At 47.2% G+C, this 20,533-nt stretch carries 15 protein-coding genes; 7 read left to right on the top strand and 8 right to left on the bottom strand.

The annotated features are described in order from the left end of the window. Window positions 1-182: 182 nt before the first annotated feature. Both BUB59_RS09785 and BUB59_RS15765 read right to left on the bottom strand, forming a co-directional pair. A complete protein-coding gene (locus tag BUB59_RS09785; protein ID WP_073229278.1) occupies window positions 183-2,150 on the bottom strand; it encodes a hypothetical protein in 1,968 nt (655 codons plus the stop codon). Window positions 2,151-2,208: 58 nt separating this feature from the next. After that, window positions 2,209-2,700, bottom strand: coding sequence for a type IV pilin protein (locus BUB59_RS15765; RefSeq protein WP_073229275.1), 492 nt, complete (start codon window positions 2,698-2,700; stop codon window positions 2,209-2,211). 417 nt (window positions 2,701-3,117) lie between these two features. Between BUB59_RS15765 and BUB59_RS09775 the strand changes: the two genes are divergently transcribed. Then, the gene (locus BUB59_RS09775; RefSeq protein WP_234980020.1) at window positions 3,118-5,247 is read left to right on the top strand and encodes a glycoside hydrolase; all 2,130 of its coding nucleotides are present in this window, start codon (window positions 3,118-3,120) and stop codon (window positions 5,245-5,247) included. A 232-nt stretch (window positions 5,248-5,479) separates the two neighbouring features. Here the strand turns inward: BUB59_RS09775 and BUB59_RS09770 are convergent, their stop codons facing one another. From BUB59_RS09770 to BUB59_RS09750, 5 genes are all read right to left on the bottom strand, one after another. After that, window positions 5,480-5,662 carry a hypothetical protein gene (locus tag BUB59_RS09770; protein WP_073229273.1) on the bottom strand — a complete coding sequence of 61 codons (183 nt, stop codon included), beginning with the start codon at window positions 5,660-5,662 and terminating at the stop codon, window positions 5,480-5,482. Between the two features lie 50 nt (window positions 5,663-5,712). After that, the gene (locus BUB59_RS15205; RefSeq protein ID WP_143160327.1) at window positions 5,713-6,528 is read right to left on the bottom strand and encodes a hypothetical protein; all 816 of its coding nucleotides are present in this window, start codon (window positions 6,526-6,528) and stop codon (window positions 5,713-5,715) included. A 123-nt stretch (window positions 6,529-6,651) separates the two neighbouring features. Further along, window positions 6,652-9,162 carry a hypothetical protein gene (locus tag BUB59_RS09760; protein ID WP_143160326.1) on the bottom strand — a complete coding sequence of 837 codons (2,511 nt, stop codon included), beginning with the start codon at window positions 9,160-9,162 and terminating at the stop codon, window positions 6,652-6,654. Next, entirely contained in the window at window positions 9,162-10,430 is a 1,269-nt protein-coding gene (locus BUB59_RS09755; RefSeq protein WP_143160325.1) for a hypothetical protein, read from the bottom strand. Before BUB59_RS09755 ends, BUB59_RS09760 begins: the two co-directional genes overlap by 1 nt. A 155-nt stretch (window positions 10,431-10,585) precedes the next feature. After that, on the bottom strand, window positions 10,586-11,827 hold the full coding sequence (locus tag BUB59_RS09750) for a sensor histidine kinase (protein ID WP_073229262.1): 1,242 nt from the start codon (window positions 11,825-11,827) through the stop codon (window positions 10,586-10,588). A gap of 201 nt (window positions 11,828-12,028) precedes the next feature. Between BUB59_RS09750 and BUB59_RS09745 the strand changes: the two genes are divergently transcribed. From BUB59_RS09745 to BUB59_RS09720, 6 genes are all read left to right on the top strand, one after another. Continuing rightward, window positions 12,029-12,880: a sigma-70 family RNA polymerase sigma factor gene (locus BUB59_RS09745; RefSeq protein WP_234980019.1), complete on the top strand. Its 852-nt coding sequence runs from the start codon at window positions 12,029-12,031 to the stop codon at window positions 12,878-12,880. Between the two features lie 128 nt (window positions 12,881-13,008). Beyond that, window positions 13,009-14,817 carry a S41 family peptidase gene (locus tag BUB59_RS09740; protein WP_073229260.1) on the top strand — a complete coding sequence of 603 codons (1,809 nt, stop codon included), beginning with the start codon at window positions 13,009-13,011 and terminating at the stop codon, window positions 14,815-14,817. A gap of 17 nt (window positions 14,818-14,834) precedes the next feature. Next, on the top strand, window positions 14,835-15,608 hold the full coding sequence (locus BUB59_RS09735) for an MlaE family ABC transporter permease (RefSeq protein WP_073229257.1): 774 nt from the start codon (window positions 14,835-14,837) through the stop codon (window positions 15,606-15,608). Window positions 15,609-15,629: 21 nt separating this feature from the next. Further along, window positions 15,630-15,956 (top strand): DciA family protein, encoded by a 327-nt coding sequence (locus BUB59_RS09730; RefSeq protein ID WP_073229252.1) that lies wholly within the window; start codon window positions 15,630-15,632, stop codon window positions 15,954-15,956. A 14-nt stretch (window positions 15,957-15,970) separates the two neighbouring features. Further along, the gene (gene gyrB / locus BUB59_RS09725; RefSeq protein WP_073229250.1) at window positions 15,971-17,920 is read left to right on the top strand and encodes a DNA topoisomerase (ATP-hydrolyzing) subunit B; all 1,950 of its coding nucleotides are present in this window, start codon (window positions 15,971-15,973) and stop codon (window positions 17,918-17,920) included. Window positions 17,921-17,922: 2 nt separating this feature from the next. Continuing rightward, window positions 17,923-18,933 carry a polyprenyl synthetase family protein gene (locus BUB59_RS09720; RefSeq protein ID WP_073229247.1) on the top strand — a complete coding sequence of 337 codons (1,011 nt, stop codon included), beginning with the start codon at window positions 17,923-17,925 and terminating at the stop codon, window positions 18,931-18,933. Between the two features lie 601 nt (window positions 18,934-19,534). Here BUB59_RS09720 and BUB59_RS09715 read toward each other — a convergent pair. After that, entirely contained in the window at window positions 19,535-20,470 is a 936-nt protein-coding gene (locus BUB59_RS09715; protein ID WP_073229243.1) for a magnesium transporter CorA family protein, read from the bottom strand. Window positions 20,471-20,533: the final 63 nt, after the last annotated feature.

Here is a 20,533-nt window from a genome sequence, read left to right as displayed (position 1 = left end):
TCAGCCTAAAGCACCGCGTACACTTGCCAAAAGCAGGATGACGAACTAACTTTGAATTAAATCACCCGAGCGGACATATTGCCTGAAAATTGCCGGATTTCCAGAAGGAGAAACAAGCAAAAAAAACAAGCAAAAAAAAACAATTTTTTTAGAACAACATACATATTCAAAGCGCCAATTGATTATTCACAACGGTAGAGAAAAACCTTCAATTTTTTTTCTTCCAACAGAAGTGAGTCAATTTTGGGCAATGGGAAATCTCCATCATCAATGACTAAATGCGAAATTTCATTTAACCCACACAAGAATTTCACTCTTGACATTAGTGAATCCCTGTCCAGCAATTTTAAAATTACAGCATTTCGTCCATGTTCTGGATAGACGTTTAAATAATAGGCAGAAGCAGAGTCATCAACACCATAATACAATTTCTGGATTCTCCGATCAACTTCATATTTCTGTCCCTTAACCAAAATACTACCGACATCGTATTGTGTATCATAATACGCACCCGTCAAAAAAGATATTCGTGGTAAATCACGACCATAGCCATTAACAAAATAAAGCATTTTACCACGATTCTCTATATATGGGAAAGGAGGTTGTTCAACAAATTGATTCATTACTTTTTCGTTTTGAAAATCAGAAATGGTTCTACAATCATACGAGAAGATCGTAAATACAATCATGAGTATAATTAAACCATATTGTAAAAATAATTTCTTTTTTGTTATAGATGGTACAAACAATGTCAAAAAACAAACCATTAACAAATAGGGAACCGCAACAGGATCTCTCGGAAAAAAAGATTTGGTATACAAACTAATAGCAATACCAAATAGAGATATTCCCAATACCCAAAAGTCTTTTTTTAAATCTAAAATAAGTAACATTACGCCAACACCAGCAGAGGCGCATAATAAGGATTGTGACCAAAAAGAATAATTTGAAAAGAACGATTGGAAAAGCCCTGAAGGAAGGTTTCTTATCACAACCAGAGCCGCTACAGTTAAAACAATCATCAAAATGACGAGTATTTTCACAAGGATTGTTTCATATTTCTTTATGCACAAAACATAGAGAAATCCAATCAAGAACAAAGAGGTTATAAAGAAACAATCAATCCATAAAAAGGGGATCGTTATACAACATATTATCTCATACGCTGTCAAAGAAACTTGTTTTTTTATCTTTTGACAATAAACATTAAACAAAAAAACACTTTGAAGCAGGAAAGAGACTATACTGCACAACCAAACAACCCTGTACGTTTGAACTTGAAACAGCAAGATATGTCCAGTCAATAAAGACATCCCAAACCAATAAGCAGCAATGGAAACTGCAACACAAGAATATTGAGCAAACTGTCTAAGTGCAGTATTCTTTTCCAACTGTTTCGTAAACAACACCATTACCACAAGATGGCCCAACACAACAATCAAACTTTGGGTCATATATTTAGCAACAGTCGTCACTGGATACCACGTAATAGGGAATGGCGCGAAAGGTTCTTTCCCAATTAGAATCGTAAACGGGAACAAAATAGAACCAATAACAATTGGCAACTTAAATTTCGGAAAATAAAATAGAATCCAAACAGGGATTCCCCAGCCAGCCGTTAGTGGATGAATTAAAAAACCTGAAAATAAAACCGCAAAAGACGTCCATTTGCGCTTTGAAAGTATAAGTCCAACACCAAGCATACCCAAAGCAGCAGAAAGCATTCTCGCCACAGGGAATGCTTCAATCGTTTTCATGGACCATAACATTTCTGTACGATCTTCTCCAAACGAAAATAAGCTTATAAACAGTAACGTCAATATAAATGAAATGTTTTTCGCATGAACTAGATTAGTCCACTTATCAACAAGATAAGCAATAGAGAACGCAGTCAAAGCATGTATCAAAACGCAAAAAACAAAAGAAGCCTGTCCTATCGGAAGTATCTTAATAAAGCAAACATATATTGCAGAAAAAAGACTAAATGAGTCCTGATTTCCAAACATAAACGCAGGATCTCCGATAAAACGTTCTGGAGATATCCGATTTAGCGCCTGGAGAGCGTATAAGATATTATCCTGTGCAAAACCCTCATATCGATTTGCACAGAAGAAAAATACAACCGCAATTAAATACTTTATTTTATCCATAATGAATTAAAAAAGGGCCCGCCCTTGGGCGAGTCCCTTTAAAACAACCTCAACAAAATTACTTGCCGATGTTTGCAAAGTTCGGAGTAAGCGGGCTGCAAGTAGAAGTTGCAGAAGCATCCTTATAACCAGCAGCATACACAATCGGATTACCGGTAGATGCGCTAGTCTTGTTTTCAGCAACAGTGATAACCCAGTTTTCACCAGACTGGCAATCATTCAGCTTAGCTGCGTTAGTAGCAGACCAACCCTGAGTAGCAACAAGTCCCTTGAGAGCAGTAGTAGCCTTGCCTTCAAAACCGTCAGTGTAGCTAAAGTTGTTAGACTTAGGCATGGTGTAACCAATCATGTTCCAGTTACCGATATAGGTACCAGCTTCAGCAACGTATGCGTCCTGCAGCTTGACATAGGTACCAGCGGCGGTGCCGATTTCAGATGCCTTGGACTTTGCGATCATGCCGAACAGCTTAGGAACTGCAACAGCGGCCAGGATGCCCATGATAACGATCACGACCATCAATTCAATAAGGGTAAAACCTTGCTTCTTCATAGTGTACTCCTTGTTTTTGTGACACATTCTTTTGAGATTCACAGCTCTTGAAGCGTTAGTGTTTCAGAGTTGTTTACTCTCGTTTACATTGATAAATATATCTCTTTTTTCACAGAAGTCAATAGATTTGTCAGACTTTTGTCAAACTTTTGTCAGATTTTTCACTAGTTTTTGGAATGATTACAAAATCCTAGTCCCTGACACCTACTGATCTATACAAAAAGTGGTGTATTCACCGTTTTTGATGGTTTCATATATACATAATTTTTTACAAAGGAACGAATTTCCCTAAAAAAAATTACAATTTTCTTATTCCAAGTGAGAATATGCACAATTCGGTACCCTTCGGCAAGCTCAGGGTCCCTGGATTATCTAGATTTCGCACCGGTGTATGGATATATAAAAAAGGTAGGTGTTATGATTAGGATTCGTTCTTTGGCAGCTTTGTCTGCTCTTTCTATTGTGGCGGGGGCCGCGAATGCAGCGACTGTTGCAGTAGATCCGGCCGCCACACAACAGACTGTGGAAGGTTTCGGCGGCGGTAGCGTTTATTATCAGGGCTGGATTACCGGCATGAAGGACGACGCGGTTCGCGAAGCCATGTTCGATACGGCCTTTACGGGCCTGAATTTGTCCCTGCTCCGCGTGGGTAACTGGCTCCAGGCCGACACAGCGGCGGTAAGCGCAGACGATATCGCCATTGTGTCCGCAGGCAAGAAGCGCCTGGGTTCCCACATGAAGATTGAGATGTCTAGCTGGAGCGCTCCGGGCAGCCTGAAGGGCAGCGGCAGCGTCAATGGTAGCGACGGCACCAAGCCCGGCGACAACTCCCTGAAAAAGGTCAACGGACAGTACGTCTACAATGAATTTGCATCCTGGTGGAAGAAGAGCTACGAGGCTTATTCCGCAGCTGGTATCGTTCCGGATTTTATTTCCATTCAGAACGAACCGGATATGAACGCCAGCTACGAAGAAACGCTCTTCGATCCTACAGAATCGGATACTTCTGCTGGTTATGCCGAAGCTCTAAACGCCGTGTATTCTCAGATGAGCACGCTGGCTAACAAGCCTAAGATTCTGGGCCCGGAACCTCTGGGCATTGGCTACAATAACTTCCAGAAGTACGCCAAGGCACTGGACGTCAATAAGCTGGACGGCTACGCCTACCATCTTTATCACGCAGGCAACGGCAACGATAATTCCGGCAACAACTATCTGAAGCCGGAAAACTTCCGTTCCGCCATGAAGTCCATCGGTACTAATTATGGTACCAAGCCTATTATCATGACTGAATTCTGCAACATGCTGGACAAGACCCGCGAAGCAGACATGGTGGGTCTGGCTCATATTATGCAGGTTGGCTTTACCGACGGTAAGCTGTCTGGCTATATCGCCTGGGAACTGTTCTGGGGCGGCAAGATTGGTCAGATGATTGGCGTTTGCGCAGAAGGCTGGGGCGGCTGTAAGGCTGACGAATTCTACGTGAATCCGGAATACCACGCCATGCGTCACTACTCCAAGTTCGTGAACCCGGGTTGGAAGGTGGTTACTTCCGCTGTTGACGACACAACTCTGAAGGCAGTCGCATTTACCAGCGCTACAGGCGATTCCATTTCTGTGGTGGTGATTAACACTAGCGAAACCGCTATTAAGCTGGATAATCCGGCCATTGCCGGTATGGGCATTGTTACCGCCGTTCAGTCTAAGGAAAACGGCTTCAAGAGCAAGCCTGTCACCATTTCTGACTGCACCATGCTTCCCGCACGTTCCGTAACCACCCTGGTTTACCAGAAGGGCGCTCCCGCTGCAGTTGCCGCTAGCTGCGTCGACGAAACCACCGACCCCAACTATGTGGAACCTGTGGTAACCGCAACTGAAGATATCGTTATCGCAGACTTTACCACCGCAGGTAACGCAGCAGACTGGCGCAAGGGCAACAAGCTCCTCCAGGATGTGACTTACGAAACTACCGCTCTGGATGGCATGGCCGCCTACATGAAGATTCCTACTGCAGGTTGCAAGCAGGGCGATTCTGACGATTGCCCGTGGCAGAGCCAGCTATTTGACCTCGACGAATCTCAGGCCAAGGCTCTGGAATCCTGCACCGAACTGGTGTTCACCATGCGCAGTATGGACGACTCCAAGGCAGCCTACATCAACATCGGTGGCGCTAATGGCGGCAGCTGGGTAGACTACAAGTATGGTAATACCGCAGCAGCAGGCAAGTGGATCGAAACCACCGTCCCTCTGGATAACGAAGGCGACAACGGCTCTACCGCTCTTACCTTCAACAGCAATAGCGAAGGCTTCATGATTGCAAAGATCGTTGCAACGGGCTGTAAGTCCACCGCAATCCACGCCGCACGTTACTTCAACACCAACGACAGCCACATGATCGCCCAGGTCTTCGACCTGAACGGCAACCTGGTATGGACCGGCCTCAAGGGCCAGGCTCTGGACGTCGACGGCACCCTCCGCCTCAACATCCGCCAAGGCGCATACATCATCAAGACCAAGCTGGGCGCAGCCAAGGCCATCAAGAAGTAACTAGAACGTCATCCTGAAAAAATGTCATCCTGAGCGAAGCACCAAAGGTGCGAAGTAAATGTCATCCTGAGCGAAGCACCAAAGGTGCGAAGTAAATGTCATCCTGAGCGAAGCACCAAAGGTGCGAAGTCGAAGGATCTTTTCAGGATCGGCATATACGAAAAGTCCTCGGATTCAAATCCGAGGACTTTTTCATTCAAAACAATTTGGGCGGTTTAAATATATTGCGTTATTATTTTTTCTTTGGAGGATTTCTGTAGATTTTAGCAAGATTTCCATCCTTATCCAAGATACCTGCTCCGACTAATCTTTCGAAAGCAGCTTCCTTAGTTTTTTCCATATTTTCAAGAGCCTGTTCGGATATAGCAATCGGGTCAATAATCATAGGACCTCCGAGGATGGATTTTGAATTCATCCTCAAAAATATAATGTTCCACAAGCAATGTCAAGACTAAGCCTTCTCCGTTAGAATATGAATTCCTTACCGAAGTAGAAGCTATGACTGACTAGAGAGCCATTCTGATAGCCGCCAAAGAATCCAGAGGGATGGGTGTAGGTAAATTTTGTGGAGCTAATAAACCCATCTTCTCCACCCGAATAATAATCATCCAGCTGTACTACAAAATTTCCATATTCTCCATTGCGGCCAAGGTGAGAACCAATCCAAAGAGAGGCGCCCAAGGAATGTCCTGATTTTGCATCCGGCGAACTGGCAATCACATGATCCGTACGTTCTAGGTTACGACGCATTCGGTAATATTCACCACCTTCTTGATACCACTGCAGCCCTCCCGCAAGACCAATAATCAAATAAGACCCAGGATTAAAATCAAGGCCAAACATCAATCGTTCTTGAAGAGCCCACGTAGAATAACTATCTCGCCCTTCTGGAGTTTCAAGCCATTCTCTGTACCGTTCGCTATCAGAGCGTTCTTTTTCAGTACAATTTGATGTTGAACAAGAAAAACCGCTATATCCACGGAAAGCGCCCATAGCGAAGTTCATAAATACGGGCGAGAAAAAGCCGCCTAAGTGAAAAGTTGAACTAATATCGCCACCACCAATATCAATATCCTTGATATTATCCATTGCCCCACCGGTATGACCGTAATATCCAGAACCCGAAACCGCAAAATGGGGTTTTTCGTCTTCGGCGTTGGGTCGATGTTGCAACGGGGCAGGCATTAAAGATATTCCCACAGAACGAGTTCTCGGAAAACATCCCGTAAGTACAACGGAAGCAAAGACAGCCATACAAGCTGTTAAAACTAACTTTTTCATATAAACTCCTAGAAAAACCACCTACAAACTAATTTATATAACAAAAAAAACAAGGAAAAAGCCCTCCCCCTATGCATTTTGCAAACTATAGTTGACACGGAGGGAAGGTTTTTCCTAAAAAAGCTATTCTAAGGTAATGCTATCAACCAGACAGCGTTCCCCTGCATTTGATCCACGAAGTACAAACCTCGATGCGGAAATTCCATTATCCGGAGTAAAATTCGTGTTCACAATGCTTTTTAGCGGGATAATTTTCTCAACAAATCCGCCAAAAGCATCTCCATTGGCAAGGTTTACAGCGCCTTTCACGTAGGAATCAAAATACACCTTCGTGGCGCCACAAGTTCCAGGCCAATACAGAACCTTGACATTCTTAAACCGGGAAAGATTCTTTGTCCCACCAAAATCATAGAAGACAAAGTCCCCAATATTCTTGAATTTCAGATCCTGGCCACTTCCTTGAGCATCACTATAAAACTCCACAGAAGCATTTTCGCCAGCAGTCCTTACAGAAACCTTATTGTTGGGATAAATTACAGGATTTGTAATGTATTCCACGTTCTGCTTGGCCATAGTCGCATACACAAGACGAGGCTTCATCACATCCACAGCAGAGCCGCTAGAATTCAGCACCAGGCGAAACCAGCGATAATTGGTAAGGGAGCCCTTGGTTTCCGGCATGGTCCAGCGAAGGGTATGAGCAGCCCCATCCATAGGCACCGTAATTTCCTGCATTTGGATTTGGCCTGTTCCCGCCTTAGTGGTAGTCAGGAGCAGTTCTGCCTTCATCCACCCACTTGCAGATTTTCCAGCCTTAATATCCACTTCAAAAGTGGAACCTTCCTGGATCTTTCCTCCATTATCAAAGACAGCCACTTTATGCCAGCCCGCCGGAACCTTAAAGCGAACAGAATCCTTCGATTCCGTAGCCTTTTCATTATAATCATAACGGGCAAAGGCAAATTTGCGACGTTGCACCACGCCGCTATTTTGGATAAGAGCAGGCATTTTCATAATATCCATACAACTTGCAGTCGGATCAAACACCCCAGAGAATCTCGAATTACGATAGCTTTTACTTGTTACATCATAATCCCTCTTAGCGACTTCACAGAGAATTCGCCACACGTCTGTCTGCATGCCTCGCAAGACATTCAAATCTTGCTGATCGCCCACGCCAGGCATTTCAATATGACGTCCGCTCATCGCTTCATTATAGCGAGGATGGGTCGGATCCACTGCATAGGCCGCATTTGCGGAACTTCGATTTCCCGGCGCTTCAAAAGGGAATCCCTGATGACTTTCCTTAAACGAGCAAGGAACGCCAATAGAAAGTTCCCCGCCGCAAAGCATATCCATTGCACTGGTAGTAGGAATAAAGGTACTATTCGCTTGATACAGAGCATCCTTTTCCCAGGAACCCGTAAAACTTATATTTATCGGGTTACCCCACACATCAAAAAGTTTGACCTTCATATCATTGGGAATTGACGAAACAAAGCCTTCCCTTAAGCTAGAATACATTGTTTTCGCAAAAGGATAAGTACTCCCCTGAATAAAATCATATTCAGTAGAACCAATAATATTCCTCGAAGAATTAAGGGAATCAAAAACGTAAATGCGATTACGAGCAATTTCTTCTTTTGCAAAGTCAGGAGAAGAAAAAGAACTTACCGTACGTCCAAAAACAGCAGTTAGTTTTGTTGCCGTGCGATGCAACTCAAAATATTTCTTTTTATGAGACGGAGAGGCTCCCTTCATTTGGCCCTGAGAAATCAAAACGGAGGGAAATCCCTTGTAATTGGCAGCATTACGATACTTTCCAAAAAGGAATCGCTGGCTCGATTGATCCGCAGAGTAGAAGTCCTTTGTAGAACCATCATCCGCTCCAGAGGGCTGATACAACAGCAATTCACTTGCGCCAGGCCCCCCAATCAATTCATTAAACTTTTCAGCATCATCTGAATGAGCTGCCCAGAAATTAATGGTATAATGCAAACCCTTAGGTATAATAGCGCCCTGATGAGGAGAATCCAGAGACGTATACAAAGTAATAGGCGCGGACCCCGCAGGTCTGGAAATATCGTATAAATAAGAACCGTAGCGGCCTAAGATACCGCCCTGGCTAATTCCCATAACGATAAAGCCATCCTCCGCCTTATCCCTAAATCCAAAATAAGGATTATCATTCATGAACTGGAGCAGACTCTTAAAGTAATTGGAATTTGCTTCTAGTCCCTTGGAAACGGTCTCGGCGAACTGCACCAGAATAGGAGTGTAACCCAGTTCCTGCAACACAGAAATCAACCCGAACTGTTCCGCCTCCCCCATAAACTCAGAAAGTGTACGATTGGATTCCGGATCCAGATAGATGCCGTCTAACACCAGGAAGGGGCGCTGCAGTTCAAAACCAAACAGAGTGTTGCTGGCAGGCGGATCAACGACACGAATACGCACATTATCGCCGGACTTGTCATCAACGGTTACGCCATCGGCAGCAGCCCAGAGGCCATCATACGCAGTCTTCACCAGGAACCTACCTGATTCCGACTGACGGAAATACAGATCGTGAACGCTTGCGAAAGTCGAACCCGCGGCAGCCATAAGGCAAAGCAAGATATGGATAATCCTCATTATTTTACCTCCACGAAAAGAGTCTGTGTGGTTGTGATTCCGCCAGCTGTCAGGCGCACCTGAAATTTCTGAACACCCGCAGCCTCGAACTGGATTTCCATTTCCGATTTAGGCGGCAAGTTTTCCCAAGTCTTTTTAACCTTGATTTCCACCGCGGGGACATCCGTTCTGTTTGTTGTTAAAAAGTAGGGATCATAAAAAATCCTGAATACAGACCCATGAACAATAGGGCTGGGCAATCCCGCCAGCAATAAACGAGCAGGTCGAATGGTCTGAGATTTGCAGGAGGTATCCACGCAGGCGCGATAACCATAATCCACATTTCCTATCAGGAGGGGCATGGCCCTCTTATCGCTGCTGGCGGCAAGCGCTTCCGCCTGGTAGAGTAATTCCTTAGGATTCGCAATAACGCTATCCCTCAGGCGATGTGCCTCCAGTTTATGTAAGGAGGTGAACCACCCATTGCTGGATTCCCGCGGGGTCAATTCCGTCGCTTCCGCATAACGTTTCATCTGGGCGAAGTCAAAGAGGTCCACCACAAAATCAAGACTGGTGGAATCCGCCATACGTTTACGTTCCTTTTGAGAATATGCCGCACTTGTTTCGCTGGCGTGAACATCCCGGAACTTCACCTCTCGAGTAGGGCTTTCGGGCTTGATGTCACTATAGGGATAGGCCACACGCTCCGTCGTGAAAACGCTGCCAGAGGTCCCCGAGGCAGTCCCGCAAGTAAACGTAACGTCATCCACAAACAATGTGGTGTATTGATAAGCGGGAACGTTCAAGAGCCCCACGCCAAATCCAGATACAGTAGCGGTTCCGCCAACACCGAAAGCGGTCATAGGCACCGTCACATTGTACGTCTTGTTGGCAGCCACTTCCATGGAGTACGTGGAGCTTTTTCCAAAGCTTCCCGCCAGCCATAAAACCGCATTTCCCTTCTGGGTAGAGCGCAGCTTCAGCTTCAAGTCACCGCCCTCCACCTGGATAGGCATTCCCTTAAAGAAAAGTTCGCCCTTCCAGTCGCTTTTCGCATCCTTCTGACCAGACAGTCGAACATAGGGCGGCGTCATGCCGTCCAAATTCCCCCAGTTAGCCGTCCACTCCGGCGCTTCCGGGAAGGTAGAGCCATCCATCATCTTACCCGCATCAGCACCATTACGATACAGCGGAATTTCTTCGCATTCTCCCGCGAATGCACCACACGCAAAACCCGATAAGGACAACAAGGCCCCTATCAAGGCAACGCACCTTGACATCCTATTCACGATAGGACCTCCAAAGAAAATTTTTAGATATACGAAAACAAGCGTGGCACTCGCCCGCTAAAAGCATTTACGAACTGGACATCAAACGCACAAAAAAAAGCACACCCCGAGTTAACGAGTATGTGCTTAATAAATTATTTAGTCCGAAGAAAAATTTATACAAACTTGCTTACTTTGTCAAGACCATTTTTAACTTTAACGGACAATTCCGCAATATACGTTTCGTTCTCAACTCGAGTCTCGTATCGGTACATGCCTTCGTAACGAAGTTCCAATCTTTTCTTTAAGGTTGTCAATCCAAGGCCGCCAGAATTTTTAGAAGACTTTCTGGGGAAATTACTATTCTCCACCTTTATAAAAATCTCGTCACCTTGTTGCCTGAGGACTACATGGGCAAAGCTCTTTCCCTTAGGATTCACACAATGTTTCATGGCATTTTCCATCAGGGGCATAAAGAGCAAGGGTTCAACATGAACGTTAGGATTTTCAATTTCCACATCGAAAGCAAAATCAAAGGATTCGTCCAGTCTTAGCTTTTCCAGTTCCGCATATTTTTTCAGGATGTCCGCTTCTTCCTTGATGGTAATGTACTTGTCGCCGGTCTGGTACAACATCACTCGCAACAGCTGGGAAAGTTTGGTCATGGAACTTTCGGCAAGCTTAGGATCAAAGGAAATAAGGGAAGTAATATTGTTCAGCGTATTAAAAAGGAAGTGTGGGCTCAACTGGCTTTTCAAGAAATCCAGTTCGTACTGCAGCGTGGCGCGGCGTTTTTCTCGGACAATAAAAGCACGTATGATTTGACGCGCAAACATGGAAATCAAAATACATACGGCACATACCATCACCTCAACAGCAAAGAAGGACAGAACCACGGAAATGCTAAAGTGTCCGCGAAGATCGGAGTAAGCGTATTTCGTAATGAAAAAGCTCCAGGACTCATCGGCAGTACGGACCATCATAAACGTGAGCAATTCTCTCATGGAAAGAACTGCAAACAACATAAGGGCATTCACCAGCAAAAACAGGAAATACTTTCTCCTAAAGAAAAGTTTAGGAACAACAAAACGCTGGTTCACCAGAAAGATAATCAAGGTTGCAAACAAAGGAACGTAGTAGTTCAGCAAGTCCGTCGCATTTAAAAGATTGCCATTTGGACGAGGCCCCGCAATAATAATCAGCGGGAATAAAATAATGAACAGCCAGACTAGAATTCCAATAAAGAAACCCGGAATAGGAAAGCTGGTGGAAACTTCCTCATCGTCGCCCAAAATTTCAAGTAACTGCTTTTCACCACGTTCAAAACTGGCTTCCTGCAGGGCAGAGAACTTCGAACGGTGTTTTTGGATGACATTTTTAATGATTTGTCGTCTGGATTCATGACAATCTTGTGACATTTCTACCTCATTTAGTACAAAAATAGGCAAAATTCGGACGTTTTTTGCGGGTTTACCCCGGTTTATGACACAAATCTGACAAAAGTCAGTGATTTCCGTGACAAAACTCATACAAAAGTTTTGCAGAACTCAGTGTAATTCGTGACACAAGGAAAATGTCAAAGAGATACATTTACTCATGTAAACAAACAAGGAGGATGTATGAATATGAACACTAAGACTCGCGAAGAAAAGGATGTCTACTTCCAGTATCTGAACGACATCTCCAAATACCCGCTTCTCACCAGAGAACAGGAAAAAGTTTTGCTTAAGAAAGTCCATGAGGGCAACCGCGCCGCTCTGGAAATGTTGGTAAACGCCAACCTGCGTTTTGTGGTAAACATCGCTAACCTCTATAAGGGCCAGGGCCTGGAAGTTGGTGAACTGATCAGCGAAGGAAACATGGGCCTCATTGAAGCTGCCCGCCGTTTCGATTACAATCAGAAGATCAAGTTCATTAGCTACGCCGTTTGGTGGGTCCGCCAGAACATGACTCGCGCCATCGCTGAAAAGGGCCGTATGGTTCGCATCAGCGCCGAAAAGGAACTGGTTCTTCGTCGCTTCGCCAAGAAGGGTGGCCAGATGAAGCAGGTCATCGGAGGCGGCATGGTGATGGATCCCAAGAGCCTTGAAGGTGTTTCCAAATACAAGGCCAAGGATATTGAAAAGATCCTCATGATGGGTAACCGCACCGCTTCTCTGGATGCTCCCATGGGTGATGACGGCGATATGACCTTGGGCGAAACCATTAGCTCCGCTGAATTGGCTTGCGAAATGGCAGAAACCCGCGATCGTTCCGCAGTTTATAACAAAGTAATGAACGATAACCTTTCCGAATTGGAAACTAAGGTTCTCCGCCTTTACTACGGGATGGAATCCGACGCTGACCTGAACCTGAAGGACATTGCTACCATGACGGGTCACTCCAAGGAACGCATCCGCCAGCTGAAGGAAAACGCCCTGGAAAAGCTCCGCAACAGCCAGGTGGAACGCCTGCTGAACGACGCTGCTTAACCTTGGCTTAAGCCTCTCGATTTTTTGTAAGTCTCTCTCTCTAAATTCAATTAAAAACCGGCCTTAATTGGCCGGTTTTTTCCGTTTTATTCCAAATTTCTAAAAATGAAATTGTATTTTTAGGGTATATGAAGTTTCGTAATCTTTTGCTCACTACCGCATCTGCCTTGTGCCTTGCCAATGCATCTTTCGCTGCACAGGACAAGCAGACTCCCCCGGGCGACTTCTACGAGGAAGTATCCCGTTTAAATAAGGTTTTCTCCGAAGTGAACCGCAAGTATGTGGAAGAAGTGAACCCCACAGAACTGACGGACGCAGCCCTCAACGGCATTCGCGACATTCTGGACCCCCATACTACGGTGTTTAGCCCGAAGGATTACGAAAGCCTGAAAGTTTCTATGGAAGGTAAGTTCGGCGGCGTGGGTATTACCATCAGCCTCCGCGACAACATCCTGACGGTGATTTCTCCCCTGTCTGGCACACCCGCTTTCCGCCTGGGTATTCGTGCTGGCGACCGCATTGTGAAGATTGACGGCAAGGAAACCAAGGGACTCTCCCTGGACGACGCCGTAAGCAAGCTCCGCGGTAAGATTGGCACCGACGTTACCGTCTCCATCGCCCGTGAAGGTGTGGCAGACCTGATGGACTTTACCATCACCCGTGCAGAAATCGTGGTTCACGCTGTTCCTTACTACGGAATGGTTTCTAAGGATATTGGCTACATCAAGCTGGCCACCTTTAGCGACAAGACCACCAGCGATGTGGAAAACGCACTGAAGGCTCTGCAGAAGCAGGGTATGAAGAAGATCATCCTGGATATGCGCTACAATCCGGGGGGTCTTTTGAACCAGGCCATCGACATTAGCGAATTGTTCCTGAAGCGTGGCAACACCATCGTGAGCACCAAGGGACGTACCCAGCAGACCGAAAGCCGCGCCCGCAGGGACGGTATCGTGAAGCAGGACATCCCCATGGTCGTGATGGTCAACCAGGGTTCCGCAAGTGCTGCTGAAATTGTATCCGGCGCATTGCAGGATTGGGACCGCGCACTGATTGTGGGTAAGACTTCCTTCGGTAAGGGTTCCGTACAGACCATTTTCCCGCTGGATAACCAGGGCAACGCCCTGAAGCTGACCACCGCATTCTACTACCTGCCTTTCGGCCGCTGCATTAACAAGCCCGAAAACGGCATTAAGGGCCTGAAGATTCAGGAAGAAGAATACGAGAAGGAAGAAAAGAACGAAGCAGATTCTACCGTCGCTAAGGCAGATACGGTAGCCCGCGATACTTTCTATACCAACAACGGCCGTATGATGTTCGGCGGTGGCGGTATTACGCCTGACGTGGAAGTGGAACTGGATCCCATGCCCTGGGTGGTACAGGTGCAGGAACGCATGTCCATGTACTTCAAGTTTGCTGTAAAGGCCCGCCCGGAACTGGAAAAGCAGGGCGTGAAGATTGATTCCGACTGGGAAGTTCCCGATGAACTTTTCACCCAGTTTAAGGATTTCTGCCTCAAGGACACCAGCTTCATGAAGATCAAGTCCAACGCTCTGGTAGGCGTGGACCAGCTGGAAAAGAGCGTCATTCGCGAACAGAACTATATGGGCGATTCCTCCAAGACCGTTACGGACACCCTGCTGTCCAAGCGCATTGCAGAAATGCGAGACGCTCTGGAAAAGAACCGCAATGCCCAGTTTGAAGGCAACAAGGAATACATCAAGGATGGCATCAAGCGCGAATTGCTGACTTCCTTCCTGAACGATTCCGTAAGCACCGCCTTTAGCCTGAAGCGTGACAAACAGCTGAACGAAGCTATCCGCTACTTGAACGACACCGCTCTGTTCAATAAGGCTATGGCTCCCAAGCAGAAGGCTCCCGCAAAGAAGCCTGAAGCCAAGACAGAAAAGAAGGCTTCTAACAAGAAGTCCAAGTAATTTAAGGTGTTCCGCTAATGAACAAGATTGCCGAAGCCCTCGGAAGGTTTATTCGCAAGTTTCTGCACACGGTGGTAAGCTACCTGCATTTCGTGTGGCAGATGTTTAAGAATATTCCCGGAGCATTTAGCAATTTCCACACGACAGTGGAACAGATGCAACAGGTGGGCGTCACCAGTATCCCTGTGGTGCTGGCAGCATCTCTTGCTACAGGCGCTATCATGTCCTGGCAGCTGGCTTACCAGTTTGCCGATATGATTCCCTTGATGTTCGTAGGTATGGCTGTGGGAAAGTCCGTGATGGTGGAACTTTGTCCCATTCTTACGGCAATGGTCCTGGCGGGTCGTATCGGAGCCTCCATGTGTTCCGAACTGGGCACCATGGCGGTGACGGAACAGCTGGATGCATACAAAGTATTGGGTCTTAGTCCTTACAAGTTCTTGTTGGCCCCACGACTCATCGCAACCGTGATCATGCTTCCCATCTTGACCATCATCAGTATCTTCGTAGGTATTGTGGGTGGTTACGAAGTGGCAGCCCTCTATAAGGATGTTTCCTTCTCCGTATTCTTCTACGGCGTGCGCATGTTCTACGAGAACTGGGACTTGTTCGTGGGCTTGATCAAGGCAACCGTTTACGGCTACTTTATCGCTAGCTACGCTTGCTTCTTTGGGTTTACCACCACAGCAGGCGCAGAAGGCGTGGGTAAGGCAACGAAGGCTACCGTGGTGTGCGGCATGACCAGCATTTTGATTGGCGGCTTCGTCCTTTCCAAGATTCTACTTCTTTAAGAAAAAAGGCCGAGGGGAATAGTGCCTAGCTTTGATTTGAAAAGGCGCAGCAAGCACTTCAGCGGGAGCGGTCCCGCTGATATTAGCGTGCTTTTAAAAATGGTTCTGGACAAGAATAAAATCTCCGACGACATGACCTTTTCTACCCTGTGCGAACGGTTTTCGGAAGTGGTGGGAGACCTGATTTTACCCCATGTAAAACTGGTCAGTCTAGAGAAGAATATTTTGGTGCTAAAGGCAGCCAATTCCGCATGGAAGCAGGAGTTGTTCCTGCAAAAAAAAGCTATTATTGACAAGTGTAATTTAGTGTTGGGTAAGCCCGCCGTGCGGGACATCCGACTGGTTTGATAGGTGTAAAAAAGATGGCAGAAAATAACGTTTCTACAGAAGAACTGAAGAAGGCCGAAGAAGATTACAGCGGTTCCAATATTACCGTGCTGGAAGGTCTGGAAGCAGTCCGTGTTCGCCCGGCAATGTACATCGGTTCTACCGACATTCGTGGCCTGCACCACCTGGTGTGGGAAGTGGTGGACAACTCCGTGGACGAATCCCTGGCGGGCTTCTGTAACCACATCGAAATTGCAATTTTGCCGGGTAACGGCATCCGCGTGACCGATAACGGTCGTGGCATTCCGACCGACATCCACCCCAAGGAAAAGGTGGGTACCCTGGAAGTGGTCATGACCAAGCTCCATGCGGGTGGTAAGTTCGACAGCAATTCCTATAAGGTTTCTGCAGGTCTTCATGGCGTGGGCGTGAGCTGCGTGAACGCACTTTCCAACAAGCTGATCGCTACCGTACGCCGTAAGGGCAAGGTTGTAACCCAGACTTTCAGCAAGGGTATTCCTTGCGGTCCCCAGCAGGAAATTGGCACCTGCGCTGATGACGATACTGGTACCACCATCGAATTCTATCCGGATGATACCATCTTCAGCGAAACCGTTTACGTTTACGATACTTTGGCAACTCGTTTCCGCGAACTCGCTTTCTTGATGAGCGGTCTGCGTTTGACCCTCACCGACGAACGTGACGAGAGCAAGCCTTCTGAAACATTCTGCTACCCGGGTGGCGTTTCCGAATTCGTCCGCTATGTGGACGAACATCGTACCCCGCTGTTCAACGAACCCATCCACCTGGTAATGCCCGATGGCCAGTACCCGCTGGAAGTGGCCATGTGGTACAACGATGGCTATCAGGAAAACTTCTTTAGCTTCGTGAACAACGTGAACACCTACGATGGCGGTACTCACGTTACGGGCTTCAAGACTGCATTGACCCGCGTGATCAACAAGTTTGCAGCAGACATGCCCAAGGGCAAGAAGGACATCAGCATTACCGCTGACGATATCCGTGAAGGTCTGACTGCCGTTATCGCTATTAAGGTATCTCAACCTCAGTTCGAAGGCCAGACCAAGCGTAAGCTGGGCAACTCCGAAATCACCAGCTATGTGGCAAGTGCATTTGGCGCCAAGCTGGAAGAATACTTCCAGGAAAATCCCAACGCAGTTCGTGTCATTCTGGACAAGGTTTATAATGCGGCCCAGGCTCGTGAAGCAGCCCATAAGGCTCGTAACCTGGCTCGCCGTAAGAACGTGCTGGAAAGCGGTGGCCTTCCGGGTAAGCTGGCAGACTGCTCTAGCCGCGATCCGAAGGAATGCGAAATGTTCATCGTGGAAGGTGACTCTGCAGGTGGTTCTGCAAAGCAGGGCCGCAAGCGCGAATTCCAGGCAATCCTCCCGCTGCGCGGTAAGATCCTGAACGTGGAAAAGGCAAGCCTCCACCGCGTGCTGGACACCGAAGAAATCCAGAACCTGGTGAACGCTATTGGTTGCGGTCTGGGTTCCGAATGTAAGCTGGAAAAGCTCCGCTACCACAAGATTGTCATCATGACCGATGCTGATGTGGACGGCTCTCATATCCAGACTTTGCTGTTGACTTTCTTCTTCCGCTACATGCGCCCGCTGATTGACAACGGCCACGTTTACCTGGCAATGCCTCCTCTGTACAAGCTGAAGGTAGGTCTGAAGGAACAGTACCTGTTCGATGAAGACGCCAAGGACGAAGCAATGGCCAAGCTGGAAGACAAGAAGAACGTGACGATCACTCGATTCAAAGGTCTGGGTGAAATGTCTCCGGAACAGCTGTTCGAAACCACCATGGATCCGGAACGCCGCTTCCTGAAGCAGTGCTATGTGGAAGACGCTGTGGTCGCTGACCAGATCTTTAGCATGCTCATGGGTGAAGACGTTGAACCCCGCCGTAAGTTCATCGAAAGCAACGCTTACAAGGTTCTTGACGAGTTGGATGTTTAGTTATGATTTCTAGCAACGCAAAGGCAGACTTCCAGACCGTACTCTCCCAAGCGAGAGACCTGGTTCAGGATACCCTTACGCTTACAGAACGTGTTATCGATGACGTGGCGAAGAACGCCCCGTCCGGAATTAGCGAACGTCTTGAATCCCTTTTCCAGCGCAAGGGTAAGCGCATCCGCTCTACCCTTCTGTGCTTGATTGCCCAGAGCGGTGCCGTAAAGCCCGAGCCCTCCCGAGTGGCACACGCTTGCGCCGGCGTCGAAATGCTGCATCTAGCAAGCCTCGTTCACGACGACATTATTGACGGGACGGATATCCGCCGCGGCAAGAAGACGGCCCATAAGGAATGGGGCACTCAGGTGGCTGTCCTTATTGGCGACTACGTTCTTTCCCAGGCAATGCGCTGCGTCATTGACGAAGAATCCCGCGAGATTCCCGTTGAACTTTCCAATGCTGCAGACAAACTGATTGCAGGTGAAATTCTCGAGCTGGACCACTCCGGCGACATGAGCTTGTCTTTTGAAATGTACGACAAGATCATTGACGGGAAGACTGCCGCCCTCATTGAATCAGCCGCAAAGATCGGTGGCATCCTGGCAGGATTTGACAAGGAAACCGCCGCACGTTGTGCCCAGATGGGAGCGCACTTTGGCATTGCTTTCCAGATTGTAGACGATCTGTTGGACTACGGTTTTGGCAGTCAGAATCTGGACAAGGCTAAGTTTACGGATCTGTCCAACGGGCTGATTACCCTCCCGCTGTTGTATTACTTCGATGGCTGTACGGCTGACGAACGTGCCCAGATGGAAGGCTACATCGCCAAGGCATCCGAGGCTGGTATTCCCGAAAAGATCCTGGAATGCCTGAACGCTAAGGACGCTTTCAAGAAGGCGAAGGCCTGCGCTCAGGACCATCTGGAAAAGGCTCTAGAAATCGCCCAGACGCTGCCCAATGGGGACTTTACCGACCAGATCGTCGAAATGATTGCCTCCATGAGCAACCGAGGGAACTAAGCCTCATGGGGCTCCCGCCCCCTGAAACCCCTTACCGAAACTAGCTTTGCTAGTATTCGGGTGTGAGGGGAGTATCCCCTCAACCTCCCCCTTACTGCAAAAATCAGGAGGCTTCACATGTGCGGAGCACATGCTTACCTTCTACTGTTGAGGGGAAGCAAAGCTTCCTCCTCAATTTTGTCTAGATATAAACAATCATGAAAAATCATGATGCAGGGGACTCCCCCTGACTCCTCAAAAAAAGATTACGGCCCACAAGCAAAGCTTGTGGGCCTTTTCTTTTCGTCTGATACATACTAAAGAACAGTATTAAACGTTTTAGTAGGTATCGAATTTTTGGATAAATCAAACTCATACATACTAAACGCCTCGCCAAATCGTTTTAGTAGGTATCCTCAGCAACAAAGCCACCTCGCAAAGGCCTCTCTGTAGTCAGCAGAGCTCATTCCATGCATACCAAACCGCACTTATGTGCGCTTTAGTAGGTACGGGTATTTAAGAGCATCAAAATACATGCATACTAAACGGCATACACAGCCTCTTTAGTATGTATCGCAGACGAATTCAAGGATTCTATGTGAGAGATTTCAGGAAATTCTGGTTACTTCTTCTTGCCCCAGAAGGCCATAAAGACCAACACGGACAGGACACACATGGCGATAATAATCCAGAAGGACATTTCATTGCCACCACTGGCGTCACCGTTCATACCGAAGGGCAGTCGCACGTTCATACCGAACAAGCTGGCGAAGAACGTCGGGAGGCTGATAGAAATGGTCACGATGGTCAAGTTCTTCATCAGCGTATTCACGTTGTTGCTGATAACACTTGCGCGTGCATCCATCATGGACGTCAAAATGTTGGCGTAGATGTTTGCCTGCTGGAGGCTCTGGCCGTTTTCAATCTGGATGTCTTCCAGTAGTTCACGTTCAGCCTCGGTCCAGTTCAGGCTGCGGCCCATCTGGAGCTTACGGAGCAGGGTATCGTTACTGTTCAGAGCGCTCACGTAGTAGATCAAGCCCTTGTTCAAGCTGAACATAGAAAGCAGGTACTTGTTTTCCATTGCAGTACGGAGCTTCTGTTCCAGTTCATCGTTGATGCGGTTGATGATCTTCAAGTGTTCGTTGAAGTGGTAGATAGCGTAGCTCAGGACCTTCAATACGAAGGTGTTCAGGCTGTCAATCTTGGAGAAGCGTTTCTCATCGGTAATAGGAATGTCGGAGTCCGTCAGGAGCAGCACCCAGTCCTTAAAGATGAAGATACCGAAAGATTCCACGCGGAACTGGAAGTTATCCGCCGCAGAATAGTTCTTGGGCTTCTTAAACACGATGGTGGTAAAGTCATCGTCGTATTCTATACGGGAAAGTTCGTCGGAGTCGAATGCAGACGCAATGGTATGCTCAGTGATTTCGTATTCCTTAACCAGCACGCTTCGCTGTTCCTGGCTAAGAGAACCCATCATAACGATGTCGGCCACTTCTTCGTTCGGGGCACTAGCGAGGCGCCCTGATTCGATTTTGTAGTACTTCTTGAGCATAGAGCCCCCTTGATCGAACGGGGGTTAATTTAGAAAATTTCGAGTGTAAAAAAAGGCTCGGAA

This window comes from Fibrobacter sp. UWEL, assembly GCF_900142535.1.
Classification (GTDB): domain Bacteria; phylum Fibrobacterota; class Fibrobacteria; order Fibrobacterales; family Fibrobacteraceae; genus Fibrobacter.
The sequence above is the reverse complement of the archived record's forward strand: the minus strand, read 5'-3'. Positions and strand labels throughout refer to the sequence as shown.